Raw genomic sequence first — 16,586 nt, forward strand, 5'->3', positions numbered from 1 at the left:
ATCCTGGCGCCCCGGCCGACTCACAGGCGGCAGCATGCCGCCCGCCAGACAGACCAGAGATCATGAGCAGTACCGATACTTCCGCGCGCTCCAGCGCGCCCATCCCCGACCACGACCCCGCACCCGACGCCGCGCCCGCAGAGCTGGCCTGGCGTCAGGCCGATGCCGACGTCTTCGTCGCGACGAGCCGCGGCGAGTTCGCCGGCTTCGTGACCGTCGACGACACCGCCCACGTGGTGCACGACAGGCACAGCCGCCGGATCGGCAGCTACCCCAGCCTCGCCGCAGCCAGGCAGGCGCTGGTGGATGCCACCCGTCCGCCTTCGCGCAGCCGTGAGCGTCTGCATCGCCGCATCCTCTCCCGACGCCGCTGACGCACCGCCTCCGGCCAGCCGCCTTCGGCGCCAGCCGCGACGGCGAGGGCAGCAGCGGCGCCTGCCGCAAGGGCTGCGCACAGGATCTCGAAGGACCCTACGATGGGGCCATGGTCGACAAGCCGCAGTGGCTGATCCGCGAAGACGCCGGCACTTCGGTGCTCGTCGCGCTTGCGCTGCGACAGCTGCTCGGCATTCGGGCGCCGGAGGATCTGCCGGCGCTGCGCGGACTCGAGGTGCGTCCTCCCGACGCCGCCGAAGTGGACGATGCTCTCGAGAAGCAGTGGCGCGAGTACTGGGACATGACCGTCGAGCCCCGTGCGCACCGCTCCGAGGTGCCGCTCGACCTCGTGGAGGGCTTCGACACCCTCATCGCCCTGCCCACGACCGGCGCAGAGGATCTGCGCGCCGCGATCATCCCGCATGCGCAGACGGTGCTGCACTACGCGCAGCGTGCGCACAACAGATACGTCGACTCGGTCAGCTCCTCCGGCGGCGCCTACCGCGCCTACGCCAGTGCGATCGCCGAGTTCGAGCGCGATATCGGTCGCCGTGCGCATTCGTTCGAGCTGAACGTGCAGGTGCTGCCGTTCACGCAGCGCGGCATCTGGTGGATCGGCTCGCTGAGCGTCGCCGTCACCGATGGACTGCGTCGTGACGTCGTGGCGTTCGACGCCGCGATGCGACCGGTGATCGCCGAGCTCGCCTAGGCCTGCTCGTCGTCCTCTGCTCGGCTCAGGCCTGCTCGTCGTCCTCGACGACTCGCTCGTGTGCGACGGTCACGACGCGCGCGTGCTTGCGACCAGCACGGTCGAGGCCGACCGCGACGATGCCGCCGAGCGCGACGCCGATCGGCACGGTCCACAGCAGCGCGAAGCCGAACACCTGTCCGGGCGGGTAGACCACGCCGAGCACGTCAGACGGCTCGTACGACCCGAGCAGCGTCAGGATGCCGGCGACGATGATCCCCAGCACGGCGCCCGTCACCATGAACACGCCGTAGCGCGGCACGGGGCGGATCGTCGCTTCGACCGTGGAGTGGCTGGCTGTTCCGGACATGCTCCTATTGTCCCACGCGCAGGCTGTGCGGTGGCGGGATCAGCGGAAGCTCGCCGCCCACGCTCCGAAGCCGTCGGCATTGACCCCGTTGATCGTGACGGCGCTCACCGGAGCATCCTGGGTGTCGATCGTCTCCGGGCCGGCGTCGCAGCGCACCTTGTGCACGCTCGCCTCGGCGGAGGATGAGCTCTCGACCGACACTCGGGCATCCATCGTCTCGGCGCCGAAGCAGGTGAATTCGATCGTGGAGATCCTCTCGGACTCGTCCATCTCGATGCGCACGCCCTCCTGCCGGCCCTCCTTCGTGGCGGCGTCGGCGGTCTCGCTCGTCGAGGCGAGGCCGGACATGAACGCCCCGGAACCGGCGCTCGCCCGGTCCTGCTCGTCGAGCCACTGCTGGACGGCCGCAGAACCCGGCGGCTCGGCGGCCGTGCAGCCGGTGAGTGCAAGCGCGGCGAGCGCGGCGAGCGAAGCCGCGAGGATGTGCTTCATGGCTCAGACCCTATCCGCCGGTCGTCAGGGGCGCAGCGGCAGCAGGTCGGAGAGATCTGCGCGGGTGCCGGATGCCGTCACGCGGCAGGCGGCCACGGCATCCGTCCAGTGCTCCGCCCCGGTCGCCAGCGCGATCCACGTCGCGGCATCCATCTCGACCACGTTCGGCGGGGTTCCTCTGGTGTGACGCGGTCCCTGCACGACCTGCACCGCGCCGAACGGCGGCACCCGCACCTCGACGCTGTTGCCCGGCGCCTTCTCGTCGAGCAGCTGCAGCAGATAACGCACCGCCAGCGCCGTGACCGTTCGGGCAGCCCCACCCGCGGCGACTGCGGAGAGCGCGTCGCGTCCAGCGGCCGTGTCGATCCTCCGGGCGGGCATGCCCCCAGGCTACTTCCTCTTCCGCCGAGAGCACGGGACCTCGCCGAGCGCACTGCTTCTTCGCGTGAACGAGGCGCTCACTCGTCGAGGTCCCGTGCTGTCGACGTGAGGTGCACGCGACGGCCGGCAGACGACGCACGTAGGCTCGACAGCGATGACTGGTTCTGCTGAGGAGATGCGCGGCGCACGCGCCGAGCTGCTCGCGGCCGCCGAGCGCGCGCGCGAGTGGACGCCACGCTTCCCGATGTCAGGCGACGACGCGTGGCCGGCATCCGTGCTCATCCTGTTCGGCCGGCTCGACAGCATCCCGGCCGGCACCGATGACGAGACGGTGTCCGCCGATCTCGACGTGCTGCTGCAGCGTCGCGCAGCGACGCTGTCTTCGCATCCGGGGCAGGTGTCATTCCCGGGCGGCGGATATGAGAAGCAGGATGCCGATGCTGTCGCCACGGCACTGCGCGAGGCGCAGGAGGAGACCGGCCTCGATCCGCAGGGCGTCGAGGTGCTCGCGGCGCTCCCCGAGATCCCGCTCGCGGTGAGCAGCTTCCTCGTCACGCCGGTGCTCGCCTGGTGGCGAGAGCCGTCACGCGTCGCTGCCGTCGATCACGCCGAGACGGTCGAGGTCTTCCGCGTGCCGGTCGCGCAGCTCGTCGATCCGGCCAATCGCTTCACCTCGGTACTGCGCCGCGACGGCTACACGTACAAGGGCCCGGCGTTCGACGTAGATGGCACGATCGTGTGGGGTTTCACCGCCGGCATCCTCGATGCGCTGTTCGAAGCGACCGGCTGGGCACAGCCCTGGGATCGCGCCGTCGAGCGGCCGGTCATCGTCTGATCGGTTCCGTTTCCCGCCGGTAGGCTGGCGGCATGAAGATCCTCGTCCTCGGCTCGGGCGCGCGCGAGCACGCGATCATCCTCTCCCTGCGGTCCGAAGAGGCCGACCACGAGATCTTCGCCGCCCCCGGCAACGCCGGAATCGCCCAGGACGCCACCCTCGTCGACCTCGATCAGCTCGACGGTGCCGCGGTCGCCACCTTCGCGAACGAGCGGGGCATCGACCTCGTCGTCGTGGGCCCCGAGGCGCCTCTCGTCGCCGGGGTCGCGGATGTGCTGCGTGAGCGCGGCATCCCGGTGTTCGGCCCTGGTCGCGCTGCGGCGCAGCTGGAGGGTTCGAAGGCGTTCGCCAAGCGGATCATGGATGCCGCGGGCGTGCCCACCGGGCGCGCCGTGCGCGCATCGAAGACCGCTGAGGTCGAAGCCGCCTTCGACGAGCTCGGCGCCCCGCACGTGGTCAAGGCTGACGGTCTGGCCGCGGGCAAGGGCGTCATCGTGACCGCCGACCGCGCAGAGGCGCTCGCCCACGCCGAGCACTACCTGCCCGCAGGGCCCGTGCTGATCGAGGAGTTCCTCACCGGGCCCGAGGTGTCGCTCTTCTTCCTGAGTGACGGCGACACCGTGCGCGCGCTCAGCCCCGCGCAGGACTTCAAGCGCGCGCTCGACGGCGACGGCGGACCCAACACCGGCGGCATGGGCGCGTACTCGCCGCTGCCCTGGCTGGCCGATGACTTCGGCAGCGTCGAGGCGTTCGTCGCCGAGGTGACCGAGACCGTCGCCATGCCCGTGGTGCGTCAGCTCGACGCCGAGGGCACACCGTTCATCGGCCTGCTGTACGCGGGTCTCATCCTCACGCCCGCGGGCGTGCGCGTGATCGAGTTCAATGCGCGCTTCGGCGACCCCGAGACGCAGGTCGTACTGCCCCGTCTGCGCACCCCCCTGTCGCGGCTGCTTCTCTCGGCGGCATCCGGAACCCTCGAGGACGAGCCGCAGCCCGAGTTCTCGTCCGACGTCGCGATCACCGTCGTGCTGGCCAGCGAGGGCTACCCCGAGGCGCCGCAGACGGGCCGCATGATCGAGGGGCTGGCCGATGCGGCATCCGTCGACGGCGTCTCGATCGTGCACGCCGCGACCGGCGCCTCCGACGCCCCCGGCGGGTCGCTCATCGCGACCGGCGGGCGGGTGCTGAACGTCGTCGCGACCGGTTCCGACTTCGCGGATGCCCGCGCCAGGGCCTACGAGGCGATCGGCCGCATCTCGCTCGACGGCGCGCACTACCGTCACGACATCGCGGCGCGCGTCGCGGAGTAGCCGACGCGCCCTCGCGCAGTTCACCGGCGCTCCGGCATCCGCTCTCTCCGCCGTGGTGACTGTCAGCCGTTCAGAGCGAAGCTCTGCGGCAGGATCGCCGGCGACAGCGCGTGCTCGACCGCGAGCATGCTCGCTCCGATCACGGCCGCACGACCGGCCGTGGCTGCGGGGGCGATCGTGAGGTGCTCGGTCGCCAGCGGCGTCGAGCGTGTGTAGACGACCTCGCGCACCCCGGCGATGAGGTGCTCCCCAACGCGGGCCATGGCTCCGCCGATGGAGATCACCGACGGATTCAGCAGGCTCACCGACGCGGTGAGCACCTCGCCGATATCGCGTCCCGCCTGGCGCACGGCCTGGATCGCCTCGAGGTTGCCGGCCTTGACGAGCTCGACGACATCGGCTCCCGAGCGGGCGGGTACCCCGAGCGCCGTCAGCGCTCGCGCGATCGCCGGGCCGGAGGCGAGCGCCTCGAGGCAGCCGCGGTTGCCGCACTGGCAGGGCACGTCTGATCCGCGAGCCACGCGCACGTGGCCGATGTCGCCGGCGATGCCCTGGGCGCCGCGCAGCAACCGGCCGTCGGAGACGATGCCGGCTCCGATTCCGGTGGCGACCTTCACGAAGATGAGGTGGTCGGCCTTGGGCCAGGCCACTGATCGCTCGCCGAGCGCCGAGATGTTCACGTCGTTGTCGACGAGCACGGGCACCTGCAGATGCTGCTGCACCCACCCCGGCACATCGAACCGATCCCACCCGGGCATGATGGGCGGGTTGGTGGGGCGCCCGGCCGGATACTCGACCGGGCCCGGCACGCCCATGCCCACTGCGGCGATGCGATCCTTCCGGAGGCCCGATTCGCTCATCAGCGCGAGCGCCGTCTCGGACACCCAGGTGAGCACCGCCTCGGGCCCCTGCGCCACCTCGATCTGACCGGTGCGCTCAGAGAGGATGCCCCCGGCGAGGTCGGAGACCGCCACCGTGGTGTGCGAAGCGCCGATGTCGACGGCCAGCACGACCTTGGCCGCGGGGTTGAGTGCGAACTGCGACGGCGGACGTCCGCCGGTGGAGGTTGCGTCGGCGACGGCAGTGATCAGACCGGCCTGCATGAGCTCATCGACGCGGGCAGCGACGGTCGTACGCGCCAGCCCGGTGGCCTTCGCCAGCTGAGCGCGCGTCCGAGGCATCCCGTCGCGCAGCAGCTGGAACAGCTCGCCGACGCCGACTGAACTCACATTCGAACCCATTCATCTCCCTGTGCATCTCCGTCGGCGCTTCGCGTCACGACGGCTGTCGATGGCCGACCCTAGAAGGCGAAGTCTACGCGGCGAGCGCGCCGCAACCCGAGCCACTGGACGTCAGGTGGAGCGGCCGACACGCTTGACGGCGAACCGCTGCTGCAGCAGCACGGCGATGACGATGATCACGCCCTTGGTCACGGACTGCATCGACGAGCTGAGGTTGTTCTGCACGAACACGTTGGTGAGGGTGGCGAAGATCAGCACGCCCAGAACGGTGCCCACGATGGTGCCTCGGCCCCCGATCAGCAGGGTGCCGCCGACGACCACGGCGGCGATCACGTCCAGCTCGAGCAGAGTGCCGTGAGTCGAGGTGCCCGCGGTGGTGCGCCCCATGATCATCACCGCGCCGATGCCGACGGTGAGACCAGCCAGCGCGTACAGCCACACCGTGTGGCGCTTGACCTTGATCCCGGCCAGCCGCGCGGCTTCGGCGTTGCCGCCGATCGCGACCGTGCGCCGCCCGAAAGTCGTGCGGTTCAGCAGCAGCCAGCCGAGCACGGCCACCACCGCGAAGATCCAGATCAGCATGTCGATGCCGAGGATGTCGGCGTTGAGCGCTTTCACGAAGTTGCGGTCGGAGATGACGAGGGTGCGGTTGTTGGCGAGGATCTCCGCCAGTCCGCGTGCGCCGACCAGCATGGCGAGCGTGGCCATGAAGGCGATGACCTTGCCATACGCGATCACGACGCCGTTGATGATGCCCGCCGCCAGCGCCACCACGACGGCGACGAGCACCGTGACGATCCAGTGGCTGCCCTTGGCAGCCGTCTGCACGGCGGCCAGCGAGGCGACGACCGACGACAGCGCCATGACCGCGCCCACCGAGAGGTCGATGCCGCCGGCGATGATGACGAAGGTGGCCCCGACGCTCACGACGCCGACGATCGACGCCTGCCGCAGGATCACCAGGGCGTTGTCGAAGTTGGCGAAGTTCGGCGAGGTGAGAGCGCCGACGACGACGAGCAGGATGAGGGCGAGCACCAGACCGAGGTTGCGTCCCGCCGAACTCGCCATCAGGCGGCTAAGCGGCGACGTGCGCGGGTCGGTGTTCGGTCGGGCCGTCTCCGCGGCCGAAGGCTGGGCGCTCACGCGGCTGCCCCTTTCATGACGAGGTCGAGCACGCCGTGCTCATCGATCTGGGATGCGGGAAGGGCGTCCAGCACATGGCCGTCGCCGACGACGAGCACGGTGTCGGCCAGGCCGAGCACCTCCTCGATCTCGCTGGACACGACGACGATCGCGTCGCCTGCGGCGGCGAGTCGGCGGATGAGGGCGTAGATCTCGGCCCGTGCGCCGACATCCACACCGCGGGTGGGCTCGTCGAGCAGCAGGACACGGCTGCCGTGCACGAGCCAACGGGCGAGCAGGATCTTCTGCTGGTTCCCACCGGACAGCGTCGCGGCAGGACGCTCGGGATCGGCGGGCCGGAGGTCGAGCGCGGCGATCTGCTCGTCCGCGATGCTGATCTCGCGCCTTTCGTCCAGCCAGCCCGCTTTCGCGAGGCGCGCGAACGACGAGAGGGTGATGTTCTTGAAGATCGGCTCCCCGAGCACGAGTCCCTGCGACTTGCGCTCTTCCGGGCTCAGCCCGAGTCCCGCCGAGACGGCGGCTGCGACCGAGCCGCGCGGGATCCGCGTGCCGTCGACGGTCACCGTGCCCGCCGTCGCGCGGCGCGCTCCGTACACCGTCTCCAGGATCTCGCTCCGCCCGGACCCCACGAGGCCGGCGAGACCCACGATCTCGCCAGCGCGCACCGAGAACGAGACGTCGTCGAACACTCCCTCGAGCCCGAGACCGTCGACCGACAGCAGCACGGGAGCGTCGTCGGCGACAGGTATCGCGGGCGGGAACACGTTCTCCACGGTGCGACCCGTCATATGGCGGATCAGCTCGACGGTGCTCGTGTCCTTGGCCGGGAGGTCGTTGGCCACCGTGGCACCGTCTTTGAGAACCGTGATGCGGTCGCCGATCGCGCGGATCTCCTCGAGGCGGTGGGTGATGTAGACCACGGCGATGCCCTGCGAGGTGAGCTCGGCGATGACGGCGAAGAGGTTGCGCACCTCTTCGCTGTCGAGCACAGCCGAGGGCTCGTCCATGACGATCAGCTTCGTGTCATGCGAGAGCGCTCGTGCCATGCTGACGATCTGCTTCTCGGCGGCGCTGAGCGACCCGACCTCGGCGTGCGGAGACATGCGGCCATGGCCCAGCCGCTGGAGCAGGCGCTGGGTCTCGCGTGTCAGCTCGCGTCGACGAGTGATTCCGAAGCGATCGAACTCGTGCCCGAGGAAGACGTTCTCGGCGACGGTGAGGCCGTCGACCACGTCGAGCTCCTGATACATCGTCGCGATGCCCAGGGAGATCGCCGTCTGAGGGTCGGAGACGTCGACCGTCTCGCCCATCCACTCGATCCGCCCCGCGTCGGGTTGGTGCACGCCCGCGAGCGTCTTGATCAGGGTGGACTTGCCCGCACCGTTCTGGCCGAGCAGGCAATGCACCTCCCCTGCGCGCACGTCAAGATCGACGCCCTTCAAAGCATGGACGCCGACGAAGCTCTTCTGCACACCGTGCATCCTGAGTAATGCCGGTGAATGGTCATCTTCGATCACATCAGGAACATAACATGTCCACCCAGGGCACACCAGCACGACGACCGGCACGGACCGATCCACGCCACCCGACGCCGTCGGGAGCTCGGATCCCGCGTCTTTCCGGTGATCCCGGAGCGCGATCAGACTTTTGACGTTTGTTATTCAAAAGTCACACACTGAGAGTGCACTTCTGTTACGTTGAGGTCTGGCAGTGCACGAGCCAACCCTGAGAACGTCATCCGGGCCGCCCGCGCACCGCACCACTGCATCGCATTTCAAGGAGGAAAGACATGCACAGCATGCGCACACGTCGGCTGCGGCCGTTCATGACGGGAGCGGCCGCTCTGCTCGCTGTCGGCCTGCTCGCGGGCTGCACCAGCGACGGCTCGGAAAGCGAGAGCACCGACCGTCAGGGCACCACGAGCGACGAGAACGCCGCCAAGGGCGACAACGTCGTGATCGGCTGGTCGGGTCCCGAGGCGGATCACGGCTGGTTGGGCGCCATCAACTCGGGTGCCATCGCCGCGGCCGAGGGCTTCGAAGATGTCGAACTGCGCCAGGCGGAGGGCACCAACGACGCCAGCCAGCAAATCGCCGCGGTCGAGCAGTTCATCAACGAGAAGGTCGACGCGATCGTGCTGCTGCCGACCGACGGCGCAGCCCTGACCGAGGTCGCGATGAAGGCGATGGAGGCGGGCATCCCCGTCATCAACGTCGACCGCGAGTTCTCGAGCACGTTCGCCTCACGCGCCACGATCCTGGGCGACAACTACGGCATGGGCGTCAGCGCCGGCACCTACATCTGCGAGCAGCTCGACGGGCAGTCGGACGCCGTGGTCGCCGAGATCGCCGGGATCGACTCGCTGCCGCTGACGCAGGATCGCTCGCAGGGCTTCAAGGACGCCCTCGAGGACTGCGGACTCGACGTGACGGCTCGCGTGGCGGCTGACTTCACCGTCGCCGGCGGCGAGAGCGCGGCGTCGCAGCTGCTCTCGGCGAACCCGAAGATCGACGCGATCTGGAACCACGACGACGACCAGGGCGTCGGCGTGATGGCGGCGATCGACGCCGCCGGCCGTGATGACTTCTTCCTCGTCGGCGGTGCCGGCAGCGTCAACATGATGGAGCGCATCAAGGAGGACGACAGCGTCATGAAGGCCACGGTGATCTACCCGTCAACGCAGGCGGCGGACGGCATCGCCCTCGCGCGGCTCGTCGCCCAGAACAAGACCATGAGCGATCTGATCACGCCCAGCGTGCCGTACCGCATCGTGCTGGACGCTCCGGTGGTGACCAAGGACAACGTCGACGCGTTCATCGAACTCGCCTTCGAGTCCTGACCATCTCGGTGGGGCGTCGCAGGTCGCCGCCCCACCACCTCACCCCGGAGGAGTGCACATGTCTGCACCGCTGCGCGTGGCCATGATCGGTCACGGCTTCATGGGCGCCGCCCACTCTGTCGGCTGGCGCCAGGCGCCCGCCGCGTTCCCGCTCCCGGCCCAGCCGGTGATGTCCACGCTCGTCGGACGCAACGCCGACGCCGCAGGCGAGGCCGCCGCTCGCTGGGGGTGGGAGGAGACATCGACCGACTGGCGCGATGTGATCACTCGCGACGACATCGACATCGTCGACATCGTCACGCCAGGCGACTCGCACGCAGAGATCGCCATCGCGGCCCTGGCCGCAGGCAAGCATGTGCTGTGCGAGAAGCCGCTGGCGAACACCGTCGCCGAGGCGGAGCAGATGGCGGAGGCCGCTGCGCGAGCCGCGGCCTCGGGCATCCGGTCGATGGTGGGGTTCACCTACCGACGCGTTCCCGCCACCACGCTCATGCGCGACATGATCGCGCAGGAACGCATCGGCGCCGTGCGCCAGGTGCGAGCGAGCTACCGTCAGGACTGGCTCGCCGACGCCGACGCGCCGATGACCTGGCGCCTCGACAAGGACCGCGCGGGGTCAGGCGCGCTCGGCGACATCGGCGCGCACGCGATCGACCTGTGCCAGTTCGTCACCGGACAGTCGCTGCGCAGCGTGTCGGGCATCATCGAGACACTGGTCTTAGAGCGCCCGCTGATGGGGGAGTCGGTCGGTCTCAGCGGCACGGCGGCGAACGGCCGCGGCCGCGTGACCGTCGACGATGTGGCGCTGTTCACTGCACGGCTGGAATCGGGCGCGCTCGCATCGTTCGAGGCGACGCGTTTTGCAACGGGGCGCAAGAACGCCCTCGAGATCGAGGTCTCCGGCGAGCGCGGTGCCCTGCACTGGAATCTCGAGGACATGAACGCCCTCGGTTTCTTCGACGCGACGAGGGATGCCGGAGAGCAGGGCTTCACGCGCATCCTGGTGACCGAGCCCCAGCATCCGTACCTGTCCGGCTGGTGGCCCGCCGGGCACATGCTGGGATATGAGCACGGCTTCTCGCACCAGGTGAAGGACCTCGTCGAGGCGATCAGCGCCGGCGCCCAGCCGGAGCCGAGCTTCGACGACGGTCTGCGGGTGCAGCGCGTGCTCGACGCCGTCGAGCGCAGCGCAGCCGGCGGATCGAGCTGGACCGAGGTCTGAGCCGGACCATGCCGGCAGACGGATCAGAGCAGCCGGCGGAAGCCGGAAGAAGGAGGACGACGATGTCACGACGAGTAACGCTGTTCACCGGCCAGTGGGCCGATCTGCCCTTCGAGGAGGTGTGCCGGCTCGCGGGCGAGTGGGGCTACGACGGTCTCGAGATCGCCTGCTGGGGCGATCACCTCGACCCCTGGCGCTGGGACGACGAGGACTACATCGCCGCCCGCAAGGCGATCCTCGAGCGCCACGGCCTCCAGGTCTGGACGATCTCCAACCACTTGAAGGGGCAGGCGGTCTGCGACGACCCGATCGACGAGCGGCACCGCAACATCCTCTCCGATCGCGTGTGGGGCGATGGCGACCCCGAGGGCGTGCGTCAGCGCGCCGCCGAGGAGATGAAGAACACGGCGCGTCTGGCCGCCAGGCTCGGGGTGAAGACCGTGACCGGCTTCACGGGCTCGTCGATCTGGAAGTACGTCGCCATGTTCCCGCCTGCGACCGACGAGATGATCGAGGCGGGCTACTGCGACTTCGCCGACCGCTGGAACCCCATCCTGGATGTGTTCGACGAGGTGGGCGTGCGCTTCGCACACGAAGTGCACCCGTCTGAGATCGCGTATGACTACTGGACGACGCAGCGCACGCTCGAGGCGATCGGTCACCGCGAGGCCTTCGGGCTCAACTGGGATCCGTCGCACATGGTGTGGCAGGATCTCGATCCCGTGGCGTTCCTGTGGGACTTCAAGGACCGGATCTACCACGTGCACTGCAAGGACACGAAGAAGCGACTCGGCAACGGTCGCAACGGCCGCCTTGGCTCTCACCTGCCATGGGCCGACCCGCGCCGCGGGTGGGACTTCATCTCCACCGGCCACGGGGACGTCCCCTGGGAGGATGCCTTCCGGATGCTCAACGCCATCGGCTACGCCGGTCCGGTGTCAGTCGAGTGGGAGGACGCCGGCATGGACCGCCTGGTCGGGGCGCCGGAGGCACTGTCGTTCGTGCGGAAGCTGGCGTCGTACGAGCCCTCGGCAGCGGCGTTCGACGCGGCGTTCTCGACGCGCTGACGGCACGGCGCCGGGACGCGTGAGGGGAGGGTCCGGACGCCGGGCCCTCCCCTCCGCGTCCGATGGGGGCATGCCTGGCCGCGCCCTCACGGCGCGGCCGGGATCCGGCGCGCCCGGCACGCCGAGGGCGTCTGGCACGCCCGGGATTCGGCATCCCGCCCCAGATCCGGATGCCAGGGCGGCAGACGTCCGGTTGTCGGGCCGCCTGCCGGATCTCGGAGCGGCGGCCGCGGTCACATTGGGGTCAGAGGGTGATCCAGTACTGCCGCATCCGCTCCATATCGGCGGCCGACCCGTCGACCACAGCCTCGAGCTCGCCACCAGCACCTTCGATCGTGCGGTACGAGCCGATGTTCGTGTCGTCGCAGGTGAGCATGACGCGGTCGTATCCCTGGGCGCGGGCGCGATCGAGCACGAGGTCGAGAGCTCTGCGGGCGATGCCCTGCCGACGCCGAGACGGACGCACCGAGTAGCCGACGTGCCCGCCGTAGCTGCGCAGCCAGTCGTTCAGCTCGCGGCGGAAGGCGATGAAGCCGACGACCTCTCCGTCGTCGGTGATCCAGAAGTAGTCGCACGCGACGTGCCCGTCAGGCAGCGTCGCCTTCGGGTCGGCGTACCGCTCCGCCTTCGCGATGAACGCCTCGCACGCGGCGCGATCGGCGGCCTGCCCGCGGTCGAGACCCGCGCCGTCGATATGCACGTCCCCGAACTCGCTCACGGTCTGCGACCAGGAGTCGAACATCGACAGGGCGGGGGATGCGAGTGCGATGACCATCCCTCCATCACACCACGCCTCCGGGGTGGATCCACCCGGCATCCGGATAAGCTCAGCCGCGGCGCACGAAGTACCAGTTCGCGGCGAACCAGCTGATGACCAGGGCGAAGTACAGCGCGATCGCCATCCAGCGCGACAGCGGGTCGGTGTCGACGACGGCATGCACGACGAGCTGCACTGCGCTCAGCACCAGCGCGATGACGCCGACGGCGGCGAGACCCTTCGTTCCCGCCGTGCGGTCGCGCTCATCGGCGTACTCCAGCGCGTTCACGCGCTCGAGGTCGCCCGAGCTGCCGCGGCGGGCGAAGACGGCACCCACCGCTCCCCCGATCGCGCCCACCAGGAGCGCAACGGCCGCGATGGTCTGGCCGAGCACGAAGCAGAGCAGCGCACCCACGGCGCACACTGCCACGAGCGCGGTGTTCATACGCGACATGGGCCACGAGCGGGGCGCGGGTTCGGCGGCGCCATGGTCATGCGTCCACATCGAAGACCTCCTCAACGGTCGAGCCGAAGTGCCGTGCCAGGTGCACAGCCAGCGCGAGCGAGGGATCGTAGCGGCCGGTCTCGATCGCATTGATCGTCTGCCGGGAGACGCCGACCGCAGTCGCGAGCGCCTGCTGCGACAGACCGCGCTCGGTTCTCAGCTCTCTGACCCTGCTCTGCACGCCTTCAAACGTAGGCCAGGCCTGCTGACATGTAAAGCGAACTTGACAGCATCGAGGGTGTCAAGCATGCTTGTCATGTCAAACACGCTTTACACCCTTCGGAGGCAATCATGCAGGACGCACTCGTCGACTTCACCCAGTCCCTTCCCCTCTGGCTGCAGTGGGCCGGGGTGATGATCGCTGCGGCGATCCCCTTCATCGAGTCGTACTTCGGCACGCTCATCGGCGCGATCGCCGGAGTTCCGCTGCCGATCGCCGTGCTCGCCGCCGTCGTCGGCAACGTGATCTCGATGCTGATCTTCGTGTTCCTCGCCGACGCGGCACGTCGGAAGGTGCTGGCCCGTCGCGGAGCGGATGCAGACGCGGCCTCCCCCTCGCCGCGTCGCCAGAAGGTGAAGCGCATGTTCGACCGCTTCGGCGTTCCCGGCGTGAGCCTGCTCGGTCAGACCGTGCTGCCCAGCCAGATCACCTCGGGGATGATGGTGTCGTTCGGCGCCAACCGCAACGCCGTGATCCTCTGGCAGGTCATCTCGATCATCATCTGGGCCATCATCTTCGCCCTCATCGGTCAGGCCGGCATCGCCCTGTTCCGCTGAGCCGGCGGCCGGGCGGCATCCCCAGCTCGGAGCGACCGGAGTCCGGCATCCCGCCCCGGATCCGGATGCTGGATCCTCGTACTTCCGGAACTCGGACGAATCTCCGGATCCCGGAGGCGCGGCGCGGAGATCAGTCGGCCTGCTGCGGGCGGTGCCTGCGGATGAACAGCGCCGCGATGAGGGCGATCACCATGATCCCGGCGGGCAGCAGCATCGACTGCGCCATGCCGGCCGAGAAGCCCTCGGCCACGGCATCCGGCATCGCTCCCCCACCGCCGAGACCGGCCGGCGCCTCATCGAGACCCGGCAGGTTGGCCTCGAGGCGGGCCTGCATGAACGCGGCGATCGCCGACGAGCCGACCACCGAGCCGATGGTGCGCGTGGTGTTGTAGATGCCCGCGCCGGCGCCGGCCTGGCGCGGAGGCAGGTTGCGGGTGGCCTCGGTGGCGAGCGGGCCCCACATGCCGGCGTTGCCGATGCCCAGCAGAGCGGAGGGCAGCAGGAACATCCAGGTCGGGGTGTCGATGTTCATCAGCGAGGCGTTCCACAGCACACCGCCGGCGACGCACACCAGGCCGGGGATGAGGATGAATCGCGGGTCGATCCGATCCAGCAGCGAACCGGCGAAGGGGGCGAGCACTCCGGAGATGACCGCCATCGGGATCATCAGCAGCGCAGCCTCGGTGGGGGTGAGTCCGCGCGCCAGCTGCAGGAAGAACATGAACGGCAGCGACATGCTGGTCACGGTGAAGCCGACGGCGGCGATGCCGAGGTTGGAGGCCGAGAAGTTGCGGTCGCGGAACAGCTCGAGCGGCACGAGCGCCTCGCTGCGGGTCTTCCACTGCTGCAGCACGAACAGCACCAGCAGCACGATGCCGGTGCCGATCAGACCCCACACCGAGATGGGCCCGGTGATGGTGCCCCAGTCGTACTTCTCGCCCTCCTGCAGGCCGAACACGATGAGGAACAGCGAGGCTGCGCTGAGCACGACTCCGACATAGTCGAAGCGGTGCGGATGCGTGGGCAGCTTCGGCACGAGGATCGCCGCGGCGATGAAGCCGATGACGCCGACCGGCACGTTGATGAAGAAGATCCACTCCCAGCCGAGGCCGTCGACGAGCAGGCCGCCGAGCAGCGGGCCGACGAGCGTCGCGACGCCCGCGGTCGCGCCCCACAGGCCCATCGCCGCACCGCGGCGCTGAGGCGGGAACGTGCGGGTGATCACGGCCATCGTCTGCGGCGTCATGAAGGCGGCACCGAGGCCCTGCACGGCGCGGGCGGCGATGAGGCCCTCGAGGCTGGAGGACAGTCCGCACCACAGCGAGGACGCCGTGAAGATCACGAGTCCGATCAGGTAGATGTTCTTCGGTCCGAATCGGTCACCCAGACGCCCGGTGATCAGCAGCGGCACGGCGTACGCGAGCAGGTAGGCGCTGGTCACCCACACCACGTTGTCGAGATTGTTCGTGTCGGGGTCGAGCGCCGCCTTGATCGCCGGATTCGCCACCGACACGATCGTCGTGTCGACGAGGATCATGAAGAAGCCGATCACCAGCGCCCAGAGGGCGGGCCAGGGGCTGCGGGTCTCGGTGGGAGCCGTTTCAGTCGAAGTCACCCGGCAACGTTACTCCTCCGCGCCGACATCGACGCACGCCCGACATCGACGCACGCCCGACATCGGGATCGGCGTGATGGGAAGATGGGTGCGTGAGCGAACCACAGAGCATCCCCGGCTGGCGGCACCTCTACTCCGGCAAGGTCCGAGACCTGTACGCCTCGGAGGATCCGGCCGATACGCGCATCCTCGTCGTGGCATCCGACCGGGTGAGCGCATTCGACTTCGTGCTGTCGCCGGGCATCCCGCAGAAGGGCGAGCTGCTCACCCAGTTGAGCGACTGGTGGTTCGAGCAGCTGTCCGACGTGCCGAATCACCTCGCCGAGGGCGAGATCCCGGATGCCGTGGCCGGCCGCGCCATGCTCGCGATGGCGCTCGAGATCCTGCCGATCGAGTGCGTGGTGCGTGGCTACATCACCGGCACCGGGTGGGCGGAGTACGCCGCGCACGGCACCGTGTGCGGCATCCCGCTGCCCGCAGGCCTGCAGAACGGCGACCGCCTGCCCGAGCCGCTCTTCACCCCGGCGTACAAGGCGCCGCTGGGCGAGCACGACGAGAACATCACCTTCGAGCGCGTCGTCGAGCTGGTCGGCGCGGACCGCGCCGCGCAGCTGCGCGACGCTTCGCTGTCGCTCTACCGCCGGGCCGCCGAGATCGCGGAGGCGAAGGGCCTGATCCTCGCCGACACCAAGTTCGAGTTCGGCGTGGATGCCGACGGCACCCTGCGTCTGGCCGACGAAGTGCTCACCAGCGACTCCTCGCGATACTGGGACGCCGCCGCCTGGGCGTCCGGCACCGCGCCCGAGGAGCGCATGGCGAGCTTCGACAAGCAGATCGTGCGCGACTGGCTCGCGTCCCACTGGGACCGGCAGGGCGAGCCGCCCGCGCTTCCGGCCGAGATCGTCGAGCAGACCGCCGACCGCTACCGCGCGCTCATCGGGCGCCTTCAGGGCTGAACCCGCCCAGGCT

At 69.4% G+C, this 16,586-nt stretch carries 19 protein-coding genes; 9 read left to right on the plus strand and 10 right to left on the minus strand.

Annotated elements, in window-relative coordinates; genetic code table 11:
* Positions 1–62: 62 nt before the first annotated feature.
* On the plus strand, positions 63–374 hold the full coding sequence (locus ACIPV2_RS07955) for a hypothetical protein (protein WP_400840073.1): 312 nt from the start codon (positions 63–65) through the stop codon (positions 372–374).
* A 110-nt stretch (positions 375–484) separates the two neighbouring features.
* Entirely contained in the window at positions 485–1,084 is a 600-nt protein-coding gene (locus ACIPV2_RS07960; RefSeq protein WP_400840075.1) for a zinc-binding alcohol dehydrogenase, read from the plus strand.
* Between the two features lie 25 nt (positions 1,085–1,109).
* Here the strand turns inward: ACIPV2_RS07960 and ACIPV2_RS07965 are convergent, their stop codons facing one another.
* From ACIPV2_RS07965 to ACIPV2_RS07975, 3 genes are read right to left on the minus strand one after another with little or no spacing between them, the layout of a single operon-like run.
* On the minus strand, positions 1,110–1,433 hold the full coding sequence (locus ACIPV2_RS07965) for a potassium transporter Trk (RefSeq protein WP_400840077.1): 324 nt from the start codon (positions 1,431–1,433) through the stop codon (positions 1,110–1,112).
* Between the two features lie 39 nt (positions 1,434–1,472).
* Positions 1,473–1,925 carry a hypothetical protein gene (locus ACIPV2_RS07970; protein ID WP_400840079.1) on the minus strand — a complete coding sequence of 151 codons (453 nt, stop codon included), beginning with the start codon at positions 1,923–1,925 and terminating at the stop codon, positions 1,473–1,475.
* Between the two features lie 24 nt (positions 1,926–1,949).
* Positions 1,950–2,306, minus strand: coding sequence for a sterol carrier family protein (locus ACIPV2_RS07975; RefSeq protein WP_400840081.1), 357 nt, complete (start codon positions 2,304–2,306; stop codon positions 1,950–1,952).
* Between the two features lie 154 nt (positions 2,307–2,460).
* Here ACIPV2_RS07975 and ACIPV2_RS07980 point away from each other — a divergent pair, with 154 nt between their 5' ends.
* Positions 2,461–3,141, plus strand: a complete 681-nt coding sequence (locus ACIPV2_RS07980; protein WP_400840082.1) for an NUDIX hydrolase — start codon at positions 2,461–2,463, stop codon at positions 3,139–3,141.
* Between the two features lie 32 nt (positions 3,142–3,173).
* Positions 3,174–4,451: a phosphoribosylamine--glycine ligase gene (purD, locus tag ACIPV2_RS07985; protein ID WP_400840084.1), complete on the plus strand. Its 1,278-nt coding sequence runs from the start codon at positions 3,174–3,176 to the stop codon at positions 4,449–4,451.
* A gap of 62 nt (positions 4,452–4,513) precedes the next feature.
* On the opposite strand, the gene ACIPV2_RS07990 is transcribed toward purD, so the two are convergent.
* The 3 genes from ACIPV2_RS07990 to ACIPV2_RS08000 all read right to left on the minus strand — a co-directional run bounded on the left by ACIPV2_RS07990 (position 4,514) and on the right by ACIPV2_RS08000 (position 8,316).
* Positions 4,514–5,692, minus strand: a complete 1,179-nt coding sequence (locus ACIPV2_RS07990) for an ROK family protein (protein WP_400840086.1) — start codon at positions 5,690–5,692, stop codon at positions 4,514–4,516.
* Positions 5,693–5,803: 111 nt separating this feature from the next.
* Positions 5,804–6,835 carry an ABC transporter permease gene (locus ACIPV2_RS07995; RefSeq protein WP_400840088.1) on the minus strand — a complete coding sequence of 344 codons (1,032 nt, stop codon included), beginning with the start codon at positions 6,833–6,835 and terminating at the stop codon, positions 5,804–5,806.
* Positions 6,832–8,316 (minus strand): sugar ABC transporter ATP-binding protein, encoded by a 1,485-nt coding sequence (locus ACIPV2_RS08000; protein ID WP_400840090.1) that lies wholly within the window; start codon positions 8,314–8,316, stop codon positions 6,832–6,834. The genes ACIPV2_RS07995 and ACIPV2_RS08000 overlap by 4 nt, the downstream gene beginning before the upstream one ends.
* Before the next feature lie 308 nt (positions 8,317–8,624).
* On the opposite strand from ACIPV2_RS08000, the gene ACIPV2_RS08005 reads away from it, so the two are divergent.
* From ACIPV2_RS08005 to ACIPV2_RS08015, 3 genes are all read left to right on the plus strand, one after another.
* A complete protein-coding gene (locus ACIPV2_RS08005; protein WP_400840092.1) occupies positions 8,625–9,674 on the plus strand; it encodes a substrate-binding domain-containing protein in 1,050 nt (349 codons plus the stop codon).
* Positions 9,675–9,732: 58 nt separating this feature from the next.
* A complete protein-coding gene (locus ACIPV2_RS08010) occupies positions 9,733–10,896 on the plus strand; it encodes a Gfo/Idh/MocA family protein (protein WP_400840094.1) in 1,164 nt (387 codons plus the stop codon).
* A 62-nt stretch (positions 10,897–10,958) separates the two neighbouring features.
* Positions 10,959–11,963 carry a sugar phosphate isomerase/epimerase family protein gene (locus tag ACIPV2_RS08015; protein ID WP_400840096.1) on the plus strand — a complete coding sequence of 335 codons (1,005 nt, stop codon included), beginning with the start codon at positions 10,959–10,961 and terminating at the stop codon, positions 11,961–11,963.
* A gap of 244 nt (positions 11,964–12,207) precedes the next feature.
* On the opposite strand, the gene ACIPV2_RS08020 is transcribed toward ACIPV2_RS08015, so the two are convergent.
* From ACIPV2_RS08020 to ACIPV2_RS08030, 3 genes are read right to left on the minus strand one after another with little or no spacing between them, the layout of a single operon-like run.
* On the minus strand, positions 12,208–12,738 hold the full coding sequence (locus ACIPV2_RS08020; RefSeq protein ID WP_400840098.1) for a GNAT family N-acetyltransferase: 531 nt from the start codon (positions 12,736–12,738) through the stop codon (positions 12,208–12,210).
* A gap of 52 nt (positions 12,739–12,790) precedes the next feature.
* A complete protein-coding gene (locus ACIPV2_RS08025) occupies positions 12,791–13,225 on the minus strand; it encodes a hypothetical protein (protein ID WP_400840099.1) in 435 nt (144 codons plus the stop codon).
* Positions 13,212–13,406 (minus strand): helix-turn-helix transcriptional regulator, encoded by a 195-nt coding sequence (locus ACIPV2_RS08030; protein ID WP_400840101.1) that lies wholly within the window; start codon positions 13,404–13,406, stop codon positions 13,212–13,214. The genes ACIPV2_RS08025 and ACIPV2_RS08030 overlap by 14 nt, the downstream gene beginning before the upstream one ends.
* Positions 13,407–13,516: 110 nt before the next feature.
* Between ACIPV2_RS08030 and ACIPV2_RS08035 the strand changes: the two genes are divergently transcribed.
* Positions 13,517–14,002 (plus strand): hypothetical protein, encoded by a 486-nt coding sequence (locus ACIPV2_RS08035; RefSeq protein ID WP_400840103.1) that lies wholly within the window; start codon positions 13,517–13,519, stop codon positions 14,000–14,002.
* A 130-nt stretch (positions 14,003–14,132) separates the two neighbouring features.
* Here the strand turns inward: ACIPV2_RS08035 and ACIPV2_RS08040 are convergent, their stop codons facing one another.
* Positions 14,133–15,539, minus strand: a complete 1,407-nt coding sequence (locus ACIPV2_RS08040; RefSeq protein ID WP_400841778.1) for a DHA2 family efflux MFS transporter permease subunit — start codon at positions 15,537–15,539, stop codon at positions 14,133–14,135.
* Between the two features lie 170 nt (positions 15,540–15,709).
* Between ACIPV2_RS08040 and ACIPV2_RS08045 the strand changes: the two genes are divergently transcribed.
* Positions 15,710–16,573 carry a phosphoribosylaminoimidazolesuccinocarboxamide synthase gene (locus ACIPV2_RS08045; RefSeq protein ID WP_400840105.1) on the plus strand — a complete coding sequence of 288 codons (864 nt, stop codon included), beginning with the start codon at positions 15,710–15,712 and terminating at the stop codon, positions 16,571–16,573.
* The last annotated feature ends 13 nt before the right edge of the window (positions 16,574–16,586 follow it).

Origin of the sequence: Microbacterium sp. NPDC089987 (genome assembly GCF_044748505.1) — a bacterium.
GTDB lineage: Bacteria > Actinomycetota > Actinomycetes > Actinomycetales > Microbacteriaceae > Microbacterium.

Bases quoted from the DNA above. Each gene is read 5' to 3' on its own strand.
- ACIPV2_RS08035 (WP_400840103.1), top strand. From the start codon at position 13,517: ATGCAGGACGCACTCGTCGACTTCACCCAGTCCCTTCCCCTCTGGCTG.
- ACIPV2_RS07960 (WP_400840075.1), top strand. From the start codon at position 485: ATGGTCGACAAGCCGCAGTGGCTGATCCGCGAAGACGCCGGCACTTCG.
- ACIPV2_RS07955 (WP_400840073.1), top strand. From the start codon at position 63: ATGAGCAGTACCGATACTTCCGCGCGCTCCAGCGCGCCCATCCCCGAC.
- purD (WP_400840084.1), top strand. From the start codon at position 3,174: ATGAAGATCCTCGTCCTCGGCTCGGGCGCGCGCGAGCACGCGATCATC.
- ACIPV2_RS08020 (WP_400840098.1), bottom strand. From the start codon at position 12,738: ATGGTCATCGCACTCGCATCCCCCGCCCTGTCGATGTTCGACTCCTGG.
- ACIPV2_RS07965 (WP_400840077.1), bottom strand. From the start codon at position 1,433: ATGTCCGGAACAGCCAGCCACTCCACGGTCGAAGCGACGATCCGCCCC.
- ACIPV2_RS08000 (WP_400840090.1), bottom strand. From the start codon at position 8,316: ATGCACGGTGTGCAGAAGAGCTTCGTCGGCGTCCATGCTTTGAAGGGC.
- ACIPV2_RS08040 (WP_400841778.1), bottom strand. From the start codon at position 15,539: ATGATCCTCGTCGACACGACGATCGTGTCGGTGGCGAATCCGGCGATC.
- ACIPV2_RS08025 (WP_400840099.1), bottom strand. From the start codon at position 13,225: ATGTGGACGCATGACCATGGCGCCGCCGAACCCGCGCCCCGCTCGTGG.
- ACIPV2_RS07970 (WP_400840079.1), bottom strand. From the start codon at position 1,925: ATGAAGCACATCCTCGCGGCTTCGCTCGCCGCGCTCGCCGCGCTTGCA.
- ACIPV2_RS07980 (WP_400840082.1), top strand. From the start codon at position 2,461: ATGACTGGTTCTGCTGAGGAGATGCGCGGCGCACGCGCCGAGCTGCTC.
- ACIPV2_RS07990 (WP_400840086.1), bottom strand. From the start codon at position 5,692: ATGGGTTCGAATGTGAGTTCAGTCGGCGTCGGCGAGCTGTTCCAGCTG.
- ACIPV2_RS08005 (WP_400840092.1), top strand. From the start codon at position 8,625: ATGCACAGCATGCGCACACGTCGGCTGCGGCCGTTCATGACGGGAGCG.
- ACIPV2_RS08015 (WP_400840096.1), top strand. From the start codon at position 10,959: ATGTCACGACGAGTAACGCTGTTCACCGGCCAGTGGGCCGATCTGCCC.
- ACIPV2_RS08010 (WP_400840094.1), top strand. From the start codon at position 9,733: ATGTCTGCACCGCTGCGCGTGGCCATGATCGGTCACGGCTTCATGGGC.
- ACIPV2_RS07975 (WP_400840081.1), bottom strand. From the start codon at position 2,306: ATGCCCGCCCGGAGGATCGACACGGCCGCTGGACGCGACGCGCTCTCC.